Below are 19,986 nucleotides of genomic sequence, written 5' to 3' on the forward strand. Positions count from 1 at the left end.
CATATCAGTCTGACCGCGCGTCGCCAACGACACGCTCACCAGCCACCTCGACGAAGCAACGAGGCGCCGCCGGCCCACACGAACCCGGCGGCACCTCACCCTGCCCTTGACAAGCGGTGGCTACATATCAGAACAGGCGCTCGGTGGGGTCGCTCAGCCCGCGTAGCTCGTCGTAGTCAGTCAGCACGCAGTCGATCCCGCGGTCCGTGGCCAGGGTGCGCGCCTGCGGCTTGATGACGTTGCCGGCCAGTACGCCGCGCACCGGAGCGATCTTCGTGTCGCGATTGAGCAGCTCGAGGTATCGGGTGAGTTGTTCGACCGCGGAGATCTCCACGACCCGCTTCACCTCGACCGCGACCGATCCGGTGGCGTCCTTGCACATGATGTCCACCGGACCGATCGGCGTGGGGTACTCGCGCCGCACCAACCGCATCCCCGAGCCCAGCGAATCGACGTGTAGCGCTAACAACTCCTGCAGGTGCGCTTCGACTCCGTCTTTGGTCAATCCGGGATCGACGCCGAGTTCGTGCGACGTATCGGAATGCACTTCATGAATACGGATGTGCAACGAGTCGCCGGATTTCGCCTTGACCACCCACTCATCGGCGTCCTCGGTGAGTTTGCACGGTGGAGACATCCAGTTCAGCGGCTTGTAGGAGCCGGAGTCCGAATGCACCAGGACCGAGCCGTCATTCTTGACCAGTAGTAAGCGCTTCGCCTTGGGCAGATGGGCAGACAGCCGCCCGGCGTAGTCGACCTCGCAGGTCGCGATCACGAGACGCATTCCACTCTCCAGTACTTCCCGGCTACTTCGGCGCGCGTTGAGGGTACCTGTGATCGGCAATGGACGATGGCAGACGCCAGGGTGATGAATAATGGATCCCGCTAGTCTACTGTTCGGTAACTCGGGATGGCGGTGCCGTGAGCATGACGTTCGACAGTCTGAATCCGGCGACGAACCAGGTCGTCGGCACATTCGCCGACTGTGCGCCCGCGGATGTCGACGCAGCCGTAGCCGAGGCGCGTGAGTCCGCTCGCTGGTGGGGCGAGATCGGGTTCAAGGAACGTCGCAAACGACTGCTGGCGTGGCGATCTGTTCTGCTGGACCGGATCGATGAGCTCGCGCACTTGGTGTGCGAAGAGGTGGGCAAGCCCGTCGAGGACGCCACCCTGGAGATCGGCCTGGCCGTCGCGCACATCGACTGGGCAGCGAAGAACGCCGCCAAGGTGCTTCGGCGCCGTCAGGTGTCACCCGGGATGCTGCTGGGCAATCATGGCGCGTCGGTGCGCTACCTGCCGTACGGCGTCGTAGGCGTCATTGGCCCCTGGAACTATCCGGTCTTTACCCCGATCGGTGCGATCGCGTACGCCTTGGCGGCCGGGAACGCCGTCGTCTTCAAACCGTCTGAGTTCAGCCCCGCCGTAGGAACCCAGCTCGCAGAGTCATTTGCGGAGGTCGTCGGTGAACAACACGTCTTACAGGTGATCACCGGTGCCGGCGCCACCGGTGCCGCGCTCGCGGCATCCGAGGTCGACAAGATCGCGTTCACCGGGTCGAGTGCGACCGGGCGCAAGATCCTCGCTGCGTGCGCTCCGCGCTTGACCCCGGCCATCCTGGAGTGCGGAGGCAAGGACGTCGCGATCGTCGATGCGGACGCCGATCTCGAATTGGCTGCCCAGTCGATCGTCTGGGCGGGCTGTTCGAACGCTGGCCAGACCTGTATCGGCACCGAGCGGGTGTACGTCCACCAGGACGTGTATCGGAAGTTGCTGCAACGCGTGGTGAGCATCGCCGAAGGGCTGCGGCCGGGAAGTGACGCCGGCGCGTCGTACGGGCCGATGACGCTCGCGAGCCAGAGCGACGTCGTACGCCGCCACATCGCAACCGCGCTGGCCGATGGCGCCCGCGCCGTGCTCGGTGGTGTGGAGTCCGTTCGTGAACCGTACGTACACCCGGTCGTGCTGACTGACGTACCGGAGACCTCTGATGCGATGCGCGAAGAGACGTTCGGCCCGGTGCTGATCGTCAACAGCGTTGCCTCGATGCAGGATGCGGTCGCGCGGGCCAACAGTTCGCCGTACGGGCTCGGCGCGGCCGTTTTCTCGGGCGCAAACGGGCAGCGGATCGCCAGCGAACTGCGTACCGGAATGGTCGCGGTGAATTCGGTGATCGCGTTTGCGGGGATCCCCGCGCTGCCGTTCGGCGGCGTGGGTGAATCAGGTTTCGGGCGTGTTCATGGCGCCGATGGCCTCCGCGAGTTCGCGCGATCGCAGGCGGTCGCTAAACTCCGTGTACCGATTCCCATCGTCGTCACCAGCTTCGAGCGCACACCGAGCGCAGTGAGATTGTTTGTCGACATTCTTCGTCGGCTCCGCGGCTGAGCGCGTCGTGGATCCAAAATCAAGCACCAACCATTTAATAACGAGCTGGAGTGTGAAGTGACCCGGGATTTCTTTGTTGTCGGCGTCGTCGGTCTGGGCACCATGGGTGCCGGTATCGCGGAGGTATTTGCGCGCGCCGGCCTTGAGGTGGTGGCATTCGAACGCGAATCCGAGGGTCTCGAGCGCGGGCGTGGATTCATCACTCGGTCGATTGAGCGGGCCGTGTCGCGCGGCAAACTCGACGCCGCCGCCCGCGATGCGATGCTCGAGCGGATCCAGTTCACTACCGACTGGCAGGACTTCGCTCGGTGCGAACTGGTGATTGAGGCTGTGCCCGAGCAGATGGATATCAAGCTCGAGGTGTTCAACCAGCTCGACGCGGTCTGCCCGGCGGACACCATCCTGGCCACGAACACGTCGTCCCTCTCGGTGACCGAGATCGGAGTGTCCACCAAGCGCCCCGACAAGGTCATCGGTATGCACTTCTTCAACCCCGCACCGGTGATGAAGTTGGTCGAGGTGATCCGCACCGTGGTCACCGATGAAAAAGTCGTCGAGGACATCCGCGCCCTATGTGCGCAGATCGGCAAGACGGGCGTATCGGTGGCCGACAAAGCCGGGTTCATCGCCAACGCGCTGCTGTTCGGCTACTTGAACCACGCCGTCGGCATGTACGAGGACCGCTACGCCACTCGCGAGGATATCGACGCCGCCATGCGGTTCGGCTGTGGCCTGCCCATGGGCCCGCTGGCTCTGATGGATCTGATCGGTACGGACACGGCGTACGAGATCCTGGACACCATGTACAAGCAAGGTCGCGATCGGATGCACGCGCCGCGACCGATCATCAAGCAAATGATGTCGGCGGGGCTGCTTGGCCGTAAGTCGGGCCGCGGGTTCTACACGTACGAACAGCCGGGATCGCCCAAGGTCATTGAGGATCGGATGACCCCGCGGCCGGCCGCGGACGGCGGCAGCGCTATCGATCTGACTGGCAAGAAGCTCGGCGTCGTCGGCTCGGGCACGATGGCCACCGGAATCATCGAGGTGTTGATCAAGGCCGGCTTCCCGACTATCTATGTCGCCCGTGCCGAGGAGAAGGTGGCCAACGTTCGGGCCGCCATCACCAAGTCACTGGACAAGGCCGTCGGCCGGGGAAAGCTGGAGCAGGCGGACGCCGATGCGGCGCTGGCGCGCTTGAGCGGCACGGTACAACTTGACGACCTGGCTGATTGCGACATCGTGATCGAGGCCATCGTGGAGGACCTGCACCCCAAGCAGGTGCTCTTCTCGAATCTCGATGAGATCGTCAAGCCAGAGGCCATCCTGGCGACCACGACCTCGTCGTTGCCGGTGATCGATCTGGCGACGCAGACCGAACGCCCCGAGCGTGTGGTCGGCATCCACTTCTTCAACCCGGCACAGATCATGAAGCTGGTCGAGGTCGTACACACGATTGCCACCGACGACGAGACGGTGGCTACGGCCCTGGCGCTGTGCGAGGCCGCCGGGAAGCACGCTGTGACCTGTGGCGACCGCGCCGGGTTCATCGTGAACGCGTTGCTCTTCCCGTACCTGAACGACGCAATCAAGATGTACGAGGCCAACTACGCGTCCTCCGATGACATCGATGCCGCGATGAAGGTCGGCTGTGGCTACCCGATGGGCCCGTTCGAACTTCTCGACACGGTCGGCCTGGACGTATCGCTGGCGATCGAACAGACCCTGTTCCGCGAGTTCCGCGAACGCGGTATGGCGCCGGCGCCGCTGCTGGAGCACCTGGTCACGGCGGGGTTCCTCGGTCGCAAGACGGGTAAGGGCTTCCGGGACTACCGTAAGTAGCCTATGAGCGAGTTCCTGCAGACGCTGCTGCGCACTGCCCGCGAGGAACCGACGCGCGGGTGGTTGGAGACGAAGGCGCCTAACGGCGCCTTCGTCCGTCGCACCTGGTCGCAGGTGCATGACGATGCGCGCCGGGTCGCCGGGGGACTGCGCGAACGGGGCGTGACGCGCGGCGATGCAGTGGCGCTGTTCATGGGATCGCCGGCCGACGTAGCCGTAGCGGTACAGGCGTCATGGCTGATCGGCGCCAGCGTCACCATGCTGCACCAGCCGACCGCCCGCACCAACCTCACGACGTACGCCGAACAGACCGTCGGTGTGCTGCGGATGATCGGTGCGCGGGCGTTGATAGTGGGCGATCCATACGTCGATCTCGCGCAACATTTCGCGCCCGCAGCAGATCAACTGCGGGCGCGGTTAGTGCTGATGGCGGACCTGTTCGATTCCACTGCATCGATAGAAGTCGATGTGCAGGTTGCGGATGAGGACGACGTTGCGCTCCTGCAATTGACCTCGGGCTCGACCGCGGCGCCCAAGGCTGTGACCATCACGCACCGCTCGTTGATCGCGAATATGCAAGCGATGGTTATCGCGAGCGAGATCACCGATGACGACATCATGGTCTCGTGGTTGCCGACCTTCCACGATATGGGCATGGTCGGTTTCTTGAGCGTGCCGATGGTGTTCGGATTCCGCTTGGTGAAGGTGACGCCTGCTGATTTCGTGACCAGCCCGACGTCATGGATGCGGCTGATCAGCGAGCATTCCGCGACCATCACCGCGGCGCCGAACTTCGCGTACGGCGTAGCGGCGCGATCGTTGCAGAAGGCGACAGATCTCGATCTGTCATCGCTGCGGATTGCGTTGAACGGCGCTGAGCCGATCGATGCGGCGACGGTCGAGGCGTTCTGCCATGCCGGTGCTGCACATGGGTTGCGACCGGGCGCGATGCTGTGCGCGTACGGAATGGCCGAAGCCGCGTTGGCGGTATCGTTCGCGCCGTTGGATACCGGTCTGGTACTGGACAACGTCGATGAGCGAGCGCTGAGTGAGCGGCGGGTGGCCGAACCAGTCGATCGCGACAGCGGGTCGGCATTCGCGCTGCTAGGGCACCCCTTGCCAGGGATCGAAGTCGAGGTACGGGCCGAGGATGGGGGCACCTGTCCAGAACGACACGTGGGCAGGCTCACCATCCGCGGCACTGCGGTGACCAGCGGGTACCTGACCAGTGAAGGGTATCTGCCGGCGCTGGATGACGACGGTTGGTTGGACACTGGCGACGAGGGCTACCTGTGCGGCGGCCAGGTGGTGGTCTGTGGTCGGCTGAAGGACCTGATCATCCTTGCCGGTCGCAATATCTTTCCAACCGACATCGAACGCGCGGTTGAACGCGTACCAGGGATCCGACGGGGTAATAGCGCCGCCGTATCTCTGCCCGCCGGTGGCCGCGAGACAGTTGTGGTGATCGCCGAATCGCCGTACCACGACGATGCAGAGCATTCGCAACGGATCGCGCACGAGGTACGGATGGCGGCGTACGCCGATCTAGAGGTGCGCGTATCGAAGGTGGTACTCATCGCGCCGGGCACGCTGCCGAAGACACCATCGGGCAAGATTCAGCGGGCGCGGGTCCGGGCTGAGTTGCTGCGGGAATCCCCGAACGCCGATGCCTCGACATAACCGACGCCGTAGCGAGCCGCAGCGTACGTCCTCGGTCCCGGGCATCCTCGGGACCAGTAACGAGGTCGAGTGGAACGGTGAGCGGTGGCGCGTGGTGCCGGTGACCGGTTCGGCGGCGCGCAAGGAGTACCGCTGCCCGGGCTGTGATCAGGTGGTGCGGATCGGGCAGGGCCACGTAGTCGTCTGGTCGCAATACGACGTGGACGGCGACGATCGTCGCCACTGGCATTCGCCATGCTGGGGTGCCCGCGACCGGCGCGGTCCGGGCGTCAAGCGTTCCCGCAACGCGCCGCGCCGTTAGGCGACGCAGCGCGTTGCGGTCCTAGCGTCGGCCGCGGCGCCGAATGGCGCTGAGTTGCACCTGCCCCTGAGGGGACGAACTACCGCGGCGGCGGGTCACCAGGATCGGTGAATCGGCGTCCTTGGTAGCCGCCGCCGCTTCCGTATCGGTGTCAGCCGGTGAGGTGGGAGCGGTCTCTTCGGAGGCCTGCTCACTACCGGAGTCGGTCTCTGCGGCATCCTGCGCTACCTCTGCGCTGTCCGCGCTGCCGGAATCGTCTGTCGACAACTGTGCGGCACCGTCGGTCTCCTGCGCATCCTCAGCGGCTGGATCCTCGGCGGTAGGCTCGTCGGTGGCGTGCGTATCGGCATCGGCGTCAACATCGGTCGATGCCGAGCCATCGGCTGATACGGCGCCATCGGCTGACACAACGCCATCAGCATCGGTTGTGTCATCGCGTCCATCGGCGAACAGCGTCGGCGCCTCGGGCGCAGTGGCTGTCGGGGCGTCCACGTCCCGGTCGACGGGTAGATCCTCGGGCGCCTTGGCCAGGTACGCGGGGACGTTGCTGACGAGTTGGCCGATCTGTGCGATCTGCTGGGCGAGTGCCGATCGGATGTTCTGAAGTCGGTTCACCTCGTTCTCGGCCTCGGTGATAGCCACGCGTGAACGCTCGTTGGCGTCGGCGATAGTCGCGGTGGCGTCGGCGTGCGCCTGAGTGAGCATCGCGTCGGCTTCATCGCGGGAAGCCTGCAGTCGCTGTGCGGCATCTTCAACGGACACGCGTTCACGTTCTGCGGCCTCATCGCGCGAGGCCTTGTCGCGTTCGGCAAGTTCCTGATCGCTGGCCTTGCGACGAGCCGCGAGGGTGATCGTGAAATCGTCCTCGGCTTCCTGGCGGCTGGCCTCGGCATCGGCGGTCAGCTTCGCCGCTTCTGCCTGGGCGGTCGCCAAGGTTTCCTCGGCCTGCTTACGGTGCTGTTCCAGGTGTTCCGCGGCATTCTTCTTCGCCTCAGCCAGTACCTCGTCAGCCTCGCTGTGCCGGTCAGCGACGTACTGGTCGGCTTCGGCGCGGTCACTGGCCGCCTGTCGCGCCGCGGACTCGCGCTCCTGCGCGGCCGCGGCACGAACTTGCTCGGCATCCTTCTCGGCCTCGACCCGAATATCGGCGGCTTCCTCCTCGGCCAGGCGCAGCATCGACGCGATGCGTCCGCCCATGGTCTCGAAGGTCGGCGCCTGGGTGTGGCGCAACTCTTGCTTCAGTTCGTCGAGTTCGCCGGCGAGCCGTTCGGCGCGCACATGCGCGTCGGTAGCCTGCTGCGCGGCCTGATCACGCTCGGCGATCAGCGTGCGCAGGTCGTCCTCGAGTCGACTGATCGCGTCGTTGACCTGATTTCGCTCATAGCCACGCATGACTACGGCAAAGTCGCTGGTCGGCGCGCCCATCGGGATGAGGTCGTTGTTGTCTGGAGTCATAGAACCCTCAATTGCAAGAGATGGTCCGAGGTCGATACCCCTACCCTAATGCCCGAGAGCGCTACCAGACGGTGAGGCGTGCCTAGAGGTTACGGAATCGATTAATCTTCGGCAGCAACGCGTCGCGCTTTTCCTGATCGCTGACGCCGAGCCCTTCCTCGGGCGCCAGGCACAGCACGCCGACCTTGCCCTGATGCAGGTTCTGGTGCACGTCGAGGGCCGCCTGTCCCGTCTCTGCCAAGGGGTAGACCTTTGACAGAGTCGGGTGGATCAAACCCTTCTCGATCAGCCTGTTGGCTTCCCATGCCTCGCGATAGTTGGCGAAGTGTGAGCCCACGATGCGCTTGAGGTTCATCCACAGGTACCGGTTGTCGAACTCATGCATGAAGCCGGACGTCGAGGCGCACGTGGTGATGGTGCCGCCGCGCTTGGTGACGTACACCGATGCGCCGAAGGTCTCGCGGCCGGGATGCTCGAACACGACGTCGATGTCTTCACCGCCGGTGAGTTCGCGGATCTTGCTGCCGAATCGCTTCCACTCGTTGGGGTCCTGGGTGTGCTCGTCTTTCCAGAACTTGTAGCCCTCGGCCTTGCGGTCGATGACCAGTTCGGCGCCCATCGACCGGCAGATGTCGGCCTTATCGGGGGAGGACACGACGCAGACCGGAATCGCACCGCCGTTGAGCGCCATCTGGGTCGCGTACGAGCCGAGACCGCCGGAAGCGCCCCAGATCAACACGACATCGCCCTGTTTCATGTTGGCGCCGTTCTTGGAGACCAACTGCCGGTACGCGGTCGAGTTCACCAGGCCGGGGGAGGCGGCCTCCTCCCAGCTGAGGTGCTTGGGCTTGGGCATGAGCTGATTGGACTTGACCAGTGCGATCTGAGCCAGTCCACCGAAGTTGGTCTCGAAGCCCCAAATGCGCTGCTGGGGGTCGAGCATCGTGTCGTCGTGGCCCTGCGGGTCTTCGAGTTCGACCGACAGGCAGTGGGCGACGACCTCGTCGCCGGGCTTCCACTTCGAGACGCCCGGGCCGACGCGCAAAATCACGCCGGCGAGGTCGGAGCCGACGATGTGATACGGCAGGTCGTGGCGCTTGGCCAGATCACTGGTGCGTCCGTACCGCTTGAGAAATCCGAAGGTCGACATCGGTTCGAAGATCGACGTCCACACGGTGTTGTAGTTGACCGAGGACGCCATCACCGCGATCTGCGCCTCGCCCGGGCCAAGTTCGGGGGTGTCAACTTCTTGTAGGTGCAGGCTCTGGCGCGGGTCCTTGTCCCACGAGGCCAGGCCGTCAAACATGTTCTGTTCGTCTTCGCGGACGACGATCGCTTCGTAGGACTTCGGAACCTCGATGGAACCGATGCCGGAGGTGTCGCCGCTGAGAATCGCGTCGAGGATCTGGTTCATGGACATGGGTGCTCCTCGTTGGGGCGGACGGCGATAACGGTGGCCGTCGAAAATGGGGCGTAGCGGTCAGGGGTACCGACCAGTGGCGGTCGGTACTGGAGGTTTGGAACGATCGCGCTCGGACTAGTGGGCGCCCTCGGCGGGCTGTACCAGCTCGACGAGTACGCCGCCGGCGTCCTTCGGGTGAATGAAGTTGATCCGGGAGTCGGCGGTGCCGCGCTTCGGCTCGGGGTAGAGCAAGCGAACGCCACGCTCGCGCAGCGTCGCGCTGACCGCCTCGATGTCTTCGACGGTGTACGCCATCTGCTGCATGCCAGGTCCGTTCTTGTCGAGGAACTTGGCGATGGTGCTGTTCTCGTTCAGCGGAGCCAGGAGCTGGATGCTCGAACCGGAATCGCCTACGGCCATCATGGCCTCGCGCACGCCCTGCTCCTCGTTGACTTCTTCATGCGCCAGCTGCATACCGAAGACCGTCGAGTAGTACTCGATCGCCTTATCCAGGTCGGCTACGGCGATGCCTACGTGATTGATCTCGGTGAACATGCAAAAAACTCCTTCAGCGCTGAATATCGCTCATCGAAAATAGCAAAACCGAATCAGGTTCGGTCGATTGCGTGGCGTGATGCGGTTCACCCTACGGCGCCCGCTGCACGCCGTGGAGGCAGGAAGTAGCCTTCGGTGACAAACCATGCGTCATAAGGAGCACCACATGGCCGAGAAGTCTGCCCGTACGTCCGTCATCGTTTCCGGGGCGCGCACCCCTATGGGCCGTCTGCAAGGCTCGCTCAAGGGTTTCTCCGGCGCCCAACTCGGCGGCGTCGCTATCAAGGCCGCGCTGCAGCGCGCCGGCATCGCTGGTGAGCAGGTCGACTACGTAATCATGGGCCAGGTGCTGCAGGCGGGCGCCGGCCAGATCCCGTCACGTCAGGCCTCCGTCGCCGCCGGGATCCCGATGAGTGTCCCGTCGCTGACCATCAACAAGGTGTGCTTGTCGGGCTTGGATGCGATTGCGCTCGCCGACCAGTTGGTGCGCGCCGGCGAGTTCGATGTCGTCGTTGCCGGCGGTATGGAGTCGATGACCAACGCGCCGCATCTTCTTCCCGGCTCGCGTGCCGGTTACAAGTATGGCGCGTTCGAGGTGCTCGACGCGATGGCGTACGACGGTTTGACCGATGCGTTCGATCATGTCTCGATGGGCGAGTCGACCGAGGCGCACAACGGAAAGTTGAACATCTCTCGCGAAGAGCAGGACGAGTTCGCGGCCCGTTCACACCAGCGCGCGGCGGCCGCGATCGATCAAGGGCGTTTCGCTGAGGAAATCACCCCAGTCGAGATCCCGCAGCGCAAGGGCGAGCCGATCGTGTTCGACACCGACGAAGGCGTGCGCGCCGACACGACCGTCGAATCGCTGGCCAAGCTCAAGGCCGCCTTCGCCAAGGACGGCACGATCACCGCGGGTACCGCATCGCAGATTTCGGACGGCGCCTGCGCGGTTGTCGTGATGAGCAAAGAGAAGGCCACCGAACTCGGCCTGGAGATTCTCGCCGAGATCGGCGCGCACGGGAACGTCGCCGGACCGGACAACTCGCTGCAATCGCAGCCATCGAATGCGATCAACAACGCGCTGAAGAAGTCGGGTCGTGCGTTGAGTGAGATGGACCTGGTCGAGATCAACGAAGCCTTCGCCGCCGTCGGTATTCAGTCGATGCGCGATCTGGGCATCGACGCCGACAAGGTGAATGTGGACGGCGGCGCGATTGCGCTCGGGCACCCGATCGGTATGTCCGGCGCGCGCCTGGTGCTGCACTTGATCTACGCGCTTCGCTCGCGTGGCGGTGGCTCCGGCATCGCGGCGTTGTGTGGCGGCGGCGGTCAGGGCGATGCGTTGATCGTTGATGTCCCGGCGCCCGCGGCCAAGTAATGGCGGCTCTGACTCGAACGGCGAGCGTCTCCGAACTCGTCGAGCGTGCACGTGAGGGCAATGCTCGCGCGGTCGCTCGGTTGATCTCGCTCGTGGAGGACGCTTCGCCGAAGTTGCGGGAGGTCGCGGCCGAGCTTGCCCCGCACACCGGCCGCGCCACCATCGTGGGTCTGACCGGTTCGCCGGGCGTGGGAAAGTCGACGTCGACGTCCGCGCTGGTGCGTGCCTTCCGCAAACAAGGTAAGCGGGTCGGCGTGCTGGCGATCGACCCGAGTTCACCGTTCTCCGGCGGAGCGCTACTGGGCGACCGGATCCGGATGCAGGATCACGCCACCGATCCCGGCGTGTTCATTCGATCGATGTCTTCCCGCGGCCACCTGGGTGGACTGGCGTGGGCGACTCCTCAGGCGCTGCGAGTGCTGGACGGGACGGGCTTTGACGTCGTCCTGATCGAGACTGTCGGCGTCGGGCAGGCCGAGGTGGAGATCGCTTCGACGGCTGATACGACGCTGGTCCTGCTCGCGCCGGGGATGGGCGACGGAATCCAGGCCGCGAAGGCCGGCATCCTGGAGATCGCCGACGCGTTCGTGGTGAACAAGGCCGATCGTGACGGCGCCGACAATGTGGTGCGAGACTTGCGCAACATGCTGGGTCTGGGAGGTCGGCACTCCGAAGCCGGCGCCTGGCGTCCGTCGATCGTCAAGACGATCGCGGAGAAGGAAGAAGGCGTCGAGGACGTCGTTGAGGCCATCGAGAACCATCGCGCGTGGATGATCGACAAGGGTGTCCTGACCGAGCGGCGCATTGCGCGCGCATCGGGTGAGATCCTCGCGATCTCCATGACCACGCTGCGTGAGCGGATGGGTGATCTGTCCGGGCGGGCTTCGTTGCGCAAACTGTCCGAGCAGGTTGCCGCGGGTGAAACCGACCCGTACCTCGCCTCGGACACGATTGTCGCGGAGCTGGGCGCGTAGCGCACGGTACCGCGCGCGGCTCGGCGTTGGCTGGCATCCTCTCACCGCTAGGGTGGCTCTCGTGAGTACGTTGCCGTTGCCTTTCGACCCCATCGATCGCGCTGCTACCAATTGGGAGCAGGTGTGGGGCGATGCGACCCGGATGCGGCTGGCCACCTCAGTGATGCGGGTGCAGCAGTTGCTGATCAATTCCTACGACGAGGTGCTGCGCCCACATGGGTTGACATTCGCCCGGTTCGAGGCGTTGGCGCTGCTGCGGTTCTCCCGCGCCGGGTCGTTGCCGATGAAGATTATCGGCGATCGGCTGCAGGTGCACCCGACGTCCGTGACGAACATTGTCGAGCGGCTCTCGGCCGCGGGGCTGGTCGAGCGCCGTCCGAACCCGCGCGACGGCCGCGGTGTGCTGGCGGAGTTGACCGATCATGGTCGCACGGTGGTGGAGGCTGCGGCCAAGGATCTGATGCAGCGCGATTTCTCCTTGGGGGCCCTCGATGACGCCGAGGTCGGCGCCGTCGTGGCAACCTTCACTCGGCTGAGGCACAGCGTGGGCGACTTCGAATAGCTAACCCCAACCCGCGGGTGATTTATGTCGCATTCGGTGATCAGGTGACCTCTAGCCTCAAGTACTAGGAAGTCCTACTATTTATGTGTAGGGCCTGATGGGCTCGACGGCTTGATATCGCGAGTTAATCGCAGATAGGTGGAATCCATGACTGCAGAGAACCCCGCCCGCGCACGTTGGCAGCGGGCGTACGACGAGGCGATCGCCAAGGGTCGGTACGTCGATCGCGACTACACGACGCTGTCCGGTGTTGAGGTAGCGCCGGTCTACGGACCTGCCGACGAAAGCGCGGTCGAGGACTTCGAGCGCATCGGATACCCGGGTCAGTTCCCATTCACTCGCGGCCTGCACGCCACCGGATACCGCGGTCGCCCATGGACGATCCGCCAGTTCGCCGGCTTCGGCAACGCCCAGCAGACCAACGAGCGTTACAAGATGATCCTCGGCGCCGGCGGTGGCGGCTTGTCGGTCGCCTTCGACATGCCCACGCTCATGGGTCGCGATTCGGACGACGGTCTGTCCATCGGCGAAGTCGGTCACTGTGGTGTCGCGATCGACTCCGCGGCGGACATGGACATCCTGTTCGACGGCATCAACCTGCAGGACGTCACCACCTCGATGACCATTTCGGGGCCAGCGGTGCCGGTGTTCTGCATGTACATCGTCGCCGCTGAGCGTCAGGGCGCCGACATCAGCAAACTCAATGGCACCCTGCAGACGGACATCTTCAAGGAGTACATCGCGCAGAAGGAGTGGCTGTTCGCTCCGGAGCCGCACCTGCGCCTGATCGGTGACCTGATGGAGTACACCTCCGCAGACATCCCGGCGTACAAGCCGCTGTCTGTCTCGGGGTACCACATCCGCGAGGCCGGATCGACCGCCGCACAAGAACTGGCCTACACCCTTGCCGACGGTTTCGGATACGTCGAACTCGGTCAGTCTCGCGGCCTGGACGTCGACGTGTTCGCGCCAGGTCTGTCGTTCTTCTTCGATGCGCACGTCGATTTCTTCGAGGAGATCGCGAAGTTCCGCGCCGCTCGTCGCATCTGGGCGCGCTGGCTGCGGGACGTGTACGGCGCGAAGAGTGAGAAGGCGCAGCAGTTGCGCTTCCACACCCAGACCGCGGGTGTGTCGTTGACGGCGCAGCAGCCTGACAACAACATTGTGCGGACCGCGATCGAGGCACTGTCGGCGGTGCTCGGTGGCACTAACTCGCTGCACACCAACGCGCTCGACGAGGTACTGGCACTGCCGTCCGAACACGCCGCGCAGATCGCGCTGCGCACGCAGCAGGTCATCATGGAAGAGACTGGCGTGCTCAATGTCGCCGACCCGCTCGGTGGCTCCTGGTACGTCGAGGAGCTGACGGACAAGATCGAGGCCGAGGCCGAGAAGATCTTCGAGCGGATCATGCGCTTCGGTGGCGGCAAGGATGCCCAGCACGAGATCGGCCCGATCACCTCGGGTCTGCTGCGTGGCATCGAAGAGGGTTACTTCATGTCCGAGATCGCCGACGCCGCGTTCATCTACCAGGCGTCGCTGGAAAAGGGCGACAAGAAGGTTGTCGGCGTCAACACGCTGACCTCCACCGATGAGCAGGAGCTCGAGATCCTGCGCGTCAGCCACGAAGTAGAGCTTGAGCAGCGGCGCGTGCTGGAAGCCCGTAAGGCCGGTCGTGACGAAGCCAAGGTCTCCGGGGCGCTCGACGACATGATCGCGGCCGCACGTGGGTCACAGAACATGATCCCGTCCATGCTCGAAGCATGTCGGGCCGAAGCGACGCTGGGCGAGATCTGCAACGCGCTACGCGACGAGTGGGGCGTGTACCGCGAGCCGGCGCGCTTCTGAGATCTACCGTCCTGATGCGGTGGGTGCGGCCTGACACTCCCAGTGAGTGCGGCCGAACCCACCGCATCACGCGTGTGCGGGGTAGGAACTAGGCTGAGCGTATGCAGACTCGCCTCAGCGATACCGCGTACCTCGATTCTTTGGATCGCTCCACCGCAAGTATCGCGGCGCTCGCCAGCAGTATGGACACCGCCAGCCACATACCTTCGTGCCCGAACTGGAACGTGCGGGACCTGCTTGAGCACCTCGGTGGTGTGCACGCGTGGTCACGCAGCGTGATTGCCGGCGGCAACCCCCGTGATCCGAAGCCGCTGTTGAACGGCGCAGAGCCGGTTGCCTGGTACGCCGACCAAGCAGCCGCCATGCTCGAAGCGATGCGCGCTGTTGATCCCCAGCAGTCTTCGTGGTCATTCCGCCCAGCCGAGCCGGTGGCGGCGTTCTGGTTCCGGCGTCAAGCGCACGAGACCGAGATGCACCTCCTCGATCTCGCGCTCGCCGCCGGTGAGGTGGACGCGCACAGCCCGGCGCTGGCTGCGGACGGCGTGTCCGAGACACTGGATGTGATGGTGCCGCGGATGAATCGTGATCGCCGCGTCGCCGTGGCTGCGCCGATTCTGTTCTCAGCCACCGACACCGGCGGGCATTGGCTGATCCGTCCGGCCAGCGAGCCCGCGGTCGTCGACTACACATATTCTGAGGGCCCAGCACCCGAGCAGGCTGCCGTACGCGTCTCGGCGACCGCGGACGCTCTGCTCACGGGTATGTGGCGGCGTACGCCGTACCAAGGCTGGGAAATCTCTGGGGATGTTGCGGTGTTGACTGAACTGATGGACTCATCGCTCACTCCGTGAGGAATGGACTTCTCGAACCACCGATGAAAGGGATCTGACGTGACCCGACCCCGTCCCGAACAGGCCGCAGCACTCTCCGCCGCATTGTCTGGCGCTGTCGACCTCAGCGGTCTGAAGGCCCGCGCCGAGGCGGCGCGTAACCCAGCGGCTCCCGACGATGCCTCCGCGCCGACGGCCGAGGGCGCGGCCCCCGGCGGCCAGGAGCCACCCGCTGCCGGCGGCCAGTTCGTGGTCGAGGTGACCGAGGCCAACCTGCAGCAGGTTCTCGAACAGTCCATGCAGGTGCCGGTGATCCTGGAGTTCTGGATCGCGAACGCCGATCAGTCGCAGCAATACGGTGACACGTTCATTCGACTCGCTGAAGAGGGTCAGGGCACATGGCTTCTGGGGCGAGTCGAAGTCGAGTCTCAGATGCGCGTTGCACAGGCGATGCGGCTACAGGGCGTGCCCGCTGTTCGCGCCGTATTCCAAGGGCAGATGGTCGCCGAGTTTGATGGACTGCAGCCCGAACAGCAGGTTCGCGAGTTCCTCAAAGCAGTTGTCGAAGGCACCGGGGGAACACTGCCCGAAGGCGCCGGTCCCCAGGAGGATCCTCGCGTGGAGCAGGCTGAGGCCGCCGTCGCTGCCGGCGAGTTGGACCGAGCCGAGGAGTTGTACCAATCGCTGCTGGCTGATCAGCCGGCTCACCCGCTGGCTAAGGACGCCATCACGCAGATTCAGTTGATGAAGCGGTTGGATGCCTCCGCGGACAGCGACGGCTCAGATGTGATCGCGCAGGCCGATGCGTCGCCGGAAGACCTGCAGTTAGCCTTCAAGGCCGCGGATCTGCAGATCGCGGCGGGGCAGTATGACTCGGCATTCGGTCGGCTGTTGACGTTCGTGCGCGGCACCGATCAGGATGCGAAGGATCAGGCGCGCGAGCGGCTGATCGAACTGTTCGCGATCGTCGGAAACGCTGAGCCGGCAGTGGCCACAGCCCGCCGAGACCTAGCCTCGGCGCTCTTCTAGAGCTGCCCTGTAGAACTGGAGATCCGCAAGCGGTTCTACCGGTCGGAGAGCTGACGAACTAGGCAGCCAGACACGCCGCAGCGGTACCTTCCGGGTCGTTCCGGGCGTCGAGGACGGCCTGACGGAAGGTATCGATCCGATCGAACGAGTCCATTCCGTACGTGTTGATGATCGTGTCATCCTGGCCGATCGCGATCAGCAACATGACCGCCTCGTCGAGGTCGCCGGCGGAGAGTTGCAGCGTGCCGAACGGTGACTGAACCTGTGCCACCGTGGTCTCGAATGCCGCACCGGCGTAAGCGCCAACGAGGCATAGACGTGCGGCGAATCCTTCGGGGCTGTCTTCTTCGACGCCTGAGACGTCCTGTATTGCCTCGCCGTATCCGAGTGCAATAGCCGTCATTGCGGCAAAGTCGCCAAATTTGTCATAAGCCTGTTTGACGAGTTCTTCACCGGCTTGAACGGTTTTATCGTCGGTGCAATAAAAGACCTGTTCGACACTCTGTCCGCCGCAGGATTGCGGCGAGCCCTGGAAAGTCTCGGTGGGTACATCGCTCCAGTTATCGGCGACCGCGTCCGCGAACGTATTCATCTCCACGGGGATATCGGTCAGCATCTGGTCATACGCCATGTTGCCGGAGTTGGCGTAATCCTCCTGGGAGGTATACGGAATTGCCGCGTACTCGCGATCCGGGCCGAACGAGTTGAGGCAATGTTGCGGGCCCTCATTGAACCCCTCCTGGAATGCACCCACGCGGTCGAACGCAGAACCATGCGCGTTCGGATCACTCGCTGAGGCCCCGGGCTCATCGCGCAGTAGCAGGTAGCCACCGAGCACGGTGTCGAGGTCCGAACTGGTCGCATGGAAGTGCGGGGTACCTTGCACCGTCTGCTCGGTGAATACGCCGGCGTAGCAGTCGGCCTGCCCTTCAATGGCGATGCCTTGGTTGCTGGGCTGTCCGACCCGGTTCTGGATTGCGTGGCCGAACTCGTGAGCCATCACCAACGGCACGATGAAATCGCCGTACTGATCGGCGAGTTGCTGCAGGAATGCTCGGTCATAGCCGATTGCGTCGTCCGACGGGCAATAGAAAGCGTTGTTCGCCGCCTGCTGGCGATCCTGATCGCTAAAGCAGGGGATGGCCATCGTGCCGTTCACGTCGTAGGCGTGCACGCCACCGCTGAGCGGCTCTAGCGAGGTACCGAACGCACTCTCGAAGGTGTCATCCCAATACGCCATGACGTCGTCGAGCGAGTTCGCGACGAGTTGGTCGATATCGCTGCCATCACCATTAACAATCTCCATATCGGACGGCGGAGCGTCCGACTTGACCCCGCCCGTGGCCGGGTTTGCGAAACCGCTGACGGTGTGGGTGCACCCCGTGGCTACGAACACCGCCATCAAGAGTGCGAGGAGGCCGAATAGACGGCCTGGACGGCGTGTGCTCACGGATGACCTCGCGCGTGTTCGTGAAATAGGTGCGGAACTAACGATATGCCATCCGTAGTGCACGGACGCGCATCAACAAAGTCTAGGTGCGCGGGTGTTATGCGGTGGTAGCCGCCAACGCGAACCAGACGGCGCCTAGAGGCGGCACGGTGATTACCGCCGATGCGGACTGACCGTGCCACGGCACATCCTCGGCGTGCACCGAACCGAGGTTGCCCACGCCGCTCCCGCCGTACTCGGGGGCATCGGTATTGAGGACCTCGCGCCATGTTCCGGAGCAGGGCAGTCCGATCCGGTAGTCGTGGTGCGGTGTGCCGGCGAAATTGATCACACAGGCCAGCGCAGTGCCGTCCTTGGCGTACCGCAGAAAAGCCAGCACATTGCGGTGAGCGTCGTTGGCCTCCAGCCACCGGAAACCGGACGGGTCGGTGTCGAGTTCGTACAGTGCCGGCGTACGGCGATACCGCGCGTTCAAGTCCGATACGAGACGCTGCACACCCGCGTGCCCTGGGTCGGCCAGCAGGTCCCAGCGAACGCCGCTTTGCTCCGACCACTCCGTGGGCTGCGCGATCTCACACCCCATGAACAGCAACTTCTTCCCCGGATGGCTCCACATATATGCGAGGTAACCGCGCACGCCTGCGCGCTGTTGCCAGTCATCGCCCGGCATCTTCGCCAGCAGTGAACCTTTGCCGTGTACGACCTCGTCGTGGCTGATCGGCAGTACGTAGTTCTCGCTGTAGGCGTACACCATGGAGAAAGTCAGTTCGCCGTGGTGGTGGGAGCGATGAACCGGATCCTTCTCGACGAACCGCAGCGAGTCATTCATCCAACCCATGTTCCATTTGAACCCGAATCCGAGCCCGCCTTCGTCGACGCGACGGGTTACGCCCGGCCAGGCGGTCGACTCCTCGGCGATCGTGACGATTCCGGGGGCTTTGGCATAGAGGACGGTATTGAATTCGCGCAGGAAGGCGACGGCGTCGAGGTCTTCGCGGCCGCCATGCTCGTTCGGCGTCCATTGGCCGTCTTCGCGGGAATAGTCTAGGTACAGCATCGATGCCACCGCGTCGACCCGCAGACCGTCGATGTGGAACTCCTCGGCCCAGTAGAGAGCGTTTGCGACCAGGAAGTTGCGTACTTCGCGGCGGCCGAAGTTGAACACGTAGGTGCCCCAGTCCGGATGCTCACCTCGGTTCGGATCGGCGTGTTCGTACAGCGGTGTGCCGTCGAAGCGGCCCAGTGCCCACGCGTCTTTGGGGAAGTGGGCCGGCACCCAGTCGACGATGACGCCGTACCCGGCTTGGTGCAGCCGGTCGATCAGATAACGCAGGTCGTCGGGGGAGCCCAAACGCGCGGTCGGTGCGTAGTACGACGTCACCTGGTAACCCCAACTGCCGCCGAACGGGTGCTCGGCGATCGGCATCAACTCGACGTGGGTAAAGCCGGTGCCGGCCAGATAGTCGACGAGTTCGTCGGCGAGGGCCCGATAACTCAGGCCAGGTTTCCACGATCCCGCGTGCAACTCATAGACGCTCATCGGCGCCTTATGCCAGGCGATCTGCGCACGCTCCCGCATCCAGTGCGCATCACCCCACGTGTGCGCGGATTCGACCACGCGCGAGGCCCATGCCGGCGGGACGTCGGTGCCGAACGCGAGCGGGTCGGCCTTTTGACGTACGACACCGTCGGCGCCGGTGATCTGAAACTTGTAGTACACCTCGGCCGAGACTCCCGGGATGAAAATTTCCCAGACCCCACTCGCGCCGATCGACCGCATGGGGTACTGCTGAGCACCCCACGAATCGAAGTCGCCGGTGACCGTCACGCCACGAGCGTTCGGTGCCCACACGGCGAACGACACGCCCCGGGTGCCGTCGAGCTGACGTACGTGCGCGCCGAGGACCTCCCAGAGGCGCTCATGGCGGCCCTCACCGATGAGGTGGCAGTCCAGTTCACCCAGAGTCGGCAGCCAACGATAGGCATCGTCTGTGATGTGGGTGGCGTCCGGATAAGACGCTTCGAGGCGGTAGTCGGCGACGGTGCCAGCGATGACCGCGCCGAAGATTCCGGGATCGGCCAGCAACGTCATTGGCACGCGTTGATCGCCGATCAGCACCGACACGGCGCTCGCCTGCGGCCGGTACGCACGAATCACCACGTGGGCGTCATCGAGGCGATGGATACCCAGAATGGAGTGCGGGTCATGATGTGTACCGCTCACCAGGCGCGCGACATCGTTCGCGTCGATCGCCGGTGCGGGCGTGGCGTCGGTCATCGGGACTCCTTCGCTGTGCG

Annotated in this window: 16 protein-coding genes; 10 read left to right on the plus strand and 6 right to left on the minus strand. The window is 64.3% G+C overall.

Translation table 11 applies throughout. From position 1 onward, the window contains the following. Positions 1–127: 127 nt before the first annotated feature. A complete protein-coding gene (gene nucS / locus E1H16_RS06770; RefSeq protein WP_134322964.1) occupies positions 128–784 on the minus strand; it encodes an endonuclease NucS in 657 nt (218 codons plus the stop codon). A gap of 143 nt (positions 785–927) precedes the next feature. Between nucS and E1H16_RS06775 the strand changes: the two genes are divergently transcribed. The 4 genes from E1H16_RS06775 to E1H16_RS06790 are packed head-to-tail and all read left to right on the plus strand — an operon-like array spanning position 928 to position 6,205. Next, a complete protein-coding gene (locus E1H16_RS06775) occupies positions 928–2,382 on the plus strand; it encodes an aldehyde dehydrogenase family protein (RefSeq protein WP_134322965.1) in 1,455 nt (484 codons plus the stop codon). A gap of 57 nt (positions 2,383–2,439) precedes the next feature. Next, a complete protein-coding gene (locus tag E1H16_RS06780) occupies positions 2,440–4,224 on the plus strand; it encodes a 3-hydroxyacyl-CoA dehydrogenase family protein (protein WP_134322966.1) in 1,785 nt (594 codons plus the stop codon). Between the two features lie 3 nt (positions 4,225–4,227). After that, positions 4,228–5,904 carry a fatty acyl-AMP ligase gene (locus E1H16_RS06785; RefSeq protein WP_134322967.1) on the plus strand — a complete coding sequence of 559 codons (1,677 nt, stop codon included), beginning with the start codon at positions 4,228–4,230 and terminating at the stop codon, positions 5,902–5,904. Continuing rightward, complete coding sequence (locus tag E1H16_RS06790) at positions 5,891–6,205, plus strand: hypothetical protein (RefSeq protein WP_134322968.1); 315 nt, start codon at positions 5,891–5,893, stop codon at positions 6,203–6,205. The genes E1H16_RS06785 and E1H16_RS06790 overlap by 14 nt, the downstream gene beginning before the upstream one ends. Before the next feature lie 21 nt (positions 6,206–6,226). Here the strand turns inward: E1H16_RS06790 and E1H16_RS06795 are convergent, their stop codons facing one another. From E1H16_RS06795 to mce, 3 genes are all read right to left on the minus strand, one after another. Next, a complete protein-coding gene (locus tag E1H16_RS06795) occupies positions 6,227–7,660 on the minus strand; it encodes a coiled-coil domain-containing protein (RefSeq protein ID WP_134322969.1) in 1,434 nt (477 codons plus the stop codon). A gap of 82 nt (positions 7,661–7,742) precedes the next feature. Continuing rightward, positions 7,743–9,080 carry a crotonyl-CoA carboxylase/reductase gene (ccrA, locus tag E1H16_RS06800; RefSeq protein ID WP_243837739.1) on the minus strand — a complete coding sequence of 446 codons (1,338 nt, stop codon included), beginning with the start codon at positions 9,078–9,080 and terminating at the stop codon, positions 7,743–7,745. A 117-nt stretch (positions 9,081–9,197) separates the two neighbouring features. Then, entirely contained in the window at positions 9,198–9,617 is a 420-nt protein-coding gene (gene mce, locus E1H16_RS06805; RefSeq protein WP_134322970.1) for a methylmalonyl-CoA epimerase, read from the minus strand. 166 nt (positions 9,618–9,783) lie between these two features. On the opposite strand from mce, the gene E1H16_RS06810 reads away from it, so the two are divergent. The 6 genes from E1H16_RS06810 to E1H16_RS06835 all read left to right on the plus strand — a co-directional run bounded on the left by E1H16_RS06810 (position 9,784) and on the right by E1H16_RS06835 (position 16,238). Continuing rightward, positions 9,784–10,995, plus strand: coding sequence for an acetyl-CoA C-acetyltransferase (locus E1H16_RS06810; protein ID WP_134322971.1), 1,212 nt, complete (start codon positions 9,784–9,786; stop codon positions 10,993–10,995). Further along, entirely contained in the window at positions 10,995–11,969 is a 975-nt protein-coding gene (meaB, locus tag E1H16_RS06815; RefSeq protein WP_134322972.1) for a methylmalonyl Co-A mutase-associated GTPase MeaB, read from the plus strand. Before E1H16_RS06810 ends, meaB begins: the two co-directional genes overlap by 1 nt. Before the next feature lie 61 nt (positions 11,970–12,030). Next, positions 12,031–12,531, plus strand: a complete 501-nt coding sequence (locus E1H16_RS06820; protein WP_243837741.1) for a MarR family winged helix-turn-helix transcriptional regulator — start codon at positions 12,031–12,033, stop codon at positions 12,529–12,531. A gap of 147 nt (positions 12,532–12,678) precedes the next feature. Then, positions 12,679–14,379 (plus strand): coenzyme B12-dependent isobutyryl-CoA mutase large subunit, encoded by a 1,701-nt coding sequence (icmA, locus tag E1H16_RS06825; protein ID WP_134322973.1) that lies wholly within the window; start codon positions 12,679–12,681, stop codon positions 14,377–14,379. A gap of 101 nt (positions 14,380–14,480) precedes the next feature. Next, a complete protein-coding gene (locus E1H16_RS06830; RefSeq protein ID WP_134322974.1) occupies positions 14,481–15,230 on the plus strand; it encodes a maleylpyruvate isomerase family mycothiol-dependent enzyme in 750 nt (249 codons plus the stop codon). Between the two features lie 39 nt (positions 15,231–15,269). Then, positions 15,270–16,238: a tetratricopeptide repeat protein gene (locus E1H16_RS06835; protein ID WP_134322975.1), complete on the plus strand. Its 969-nt coding sequence runs from the start codon at positions 15,270–15,272 to the stop codon at positions 16,236–16,238. 58 nt (positions 16,239–16,296) lie between these two features. Here E1H16_RS06835 and E1H16_RS06840 read toward each other — a convergent pair whose 3' ends face one another. Together E1H16_RS06840 and glgB are read right to left on the minus strand one after the other, a co-directional pair. Continuing rightward, a complete protein-coding gene (locus E1H16_RS06840; RefSeq protein ID WP_134322976.1) occupies positions 16,297–17,688 on the minus strand; it encodes a neutral zinc metallopeptidase in 1,392 nt (463 codons plus the stop codon). A gap of 97 nt (positions 17,689–17,785) precedes the next feature. After that, positions 17,786–19,966 carry a 1,4-alpha-glucan branching protein GlgB gene (gene glgB, locus E1H16_RS06845; RefSeq protein WP_134322977.1) on the minus strand — a complete coding sequence of 727 codons (2,181 nt, stop codon included), beginning with the start codon at positions 19,964–19,966 and terminating at the stop codon, positions 17,786–17,788. Between the last annotated feature and the right edge of the window lie 20 nt (positions 19,967–19,986).

This window comes from Cumulibacter soli, assembly GCF_004382795.1.
Lineage (GTDB): Bacteria > Actinomycetota > Actinomycetes > Mycobacteriales > Antricoccaceae > Cumulibacter > Cumulibacter soli.

Coding starts and splice junctions, on each gene's coding strand:
- nucS (WP_134322964.1), bottom strand. CDS start 784: ATGCGTCTCGTGATCGCGACCTGCGAGGTCGACTACGCCGGGCGGCTG.
- E1H16_RS06775 (WP_134322965.1), top strand. CDS start 928: ATGACGTTCGACAGTCTGAATCCGGCGACGAACCAGGTCGTCGGCACA.
- E1H16_RS06785 (WP_134322967.1), top strand. CDS start 4,228: ATGAGCGAGTTCCTGCAGACGCTGCTGCGCACTGCCCGCGAGGAACCG.
- E1H16_RS06790 (WP_134322968.1), top strand. CDS start 5,891: ATGCCTCGACATAACCGACGCCGTAGCGAGCCGCAGCGTACGTCCTCG.
- E1H16_RS06795 (WP_134322969.1), bottom strand. CDS start 7,660: ATGACTCCAGACAACAACGACCTCATCCCGATGGGCGCGCCGACCAGC.
- ccrA (WP_243837739.1), bottom strand. CDS start 9,080: ATGTCCATGAACCAGATCCTCGACGCGATTCTCAGCGGCGACACCTCC.
- mce (WP_134322970.1), bottom strand. CDS start 9,617: ATGTTCACCGAGATCAATCACGTAGGCATCGCCGTAGCCGACCTGGAT.
- E1H16_RS06810 (WP_134322971.1), top strand. CDS start 9,784: ATGGCCGAGAAGTCTGCCCGTACGTCCGTCATCGTTTCCGGGGCGCGC.
- meaB (WP_134322972.1), top strand. CDS start 10,995: ATGGCGGCTCTGACTCGAACGGCGAGCGTCTCCGAACTCGTCGAGCGT.
- icmA (WP_134322973.1), top strand. CDS start 12,679: ATGACTGCAGAGAACCCCGCCCGCGCACGTTGGCAGCGGGCGTACGAC.
- E1H16_RS06830 (WP_134322974.1), top strand. CDS start 14,481: ATGCAGACTCGCCTCAGCGATACCGCGTACCTCGATTCTTTGGATCGC.
- glgB (WP_134322977.1), bottom strand. CDS start 19,966: ATGACCGACGCCACGCCCGCACCGGCGATCGACGCGAACGATGTCGCG.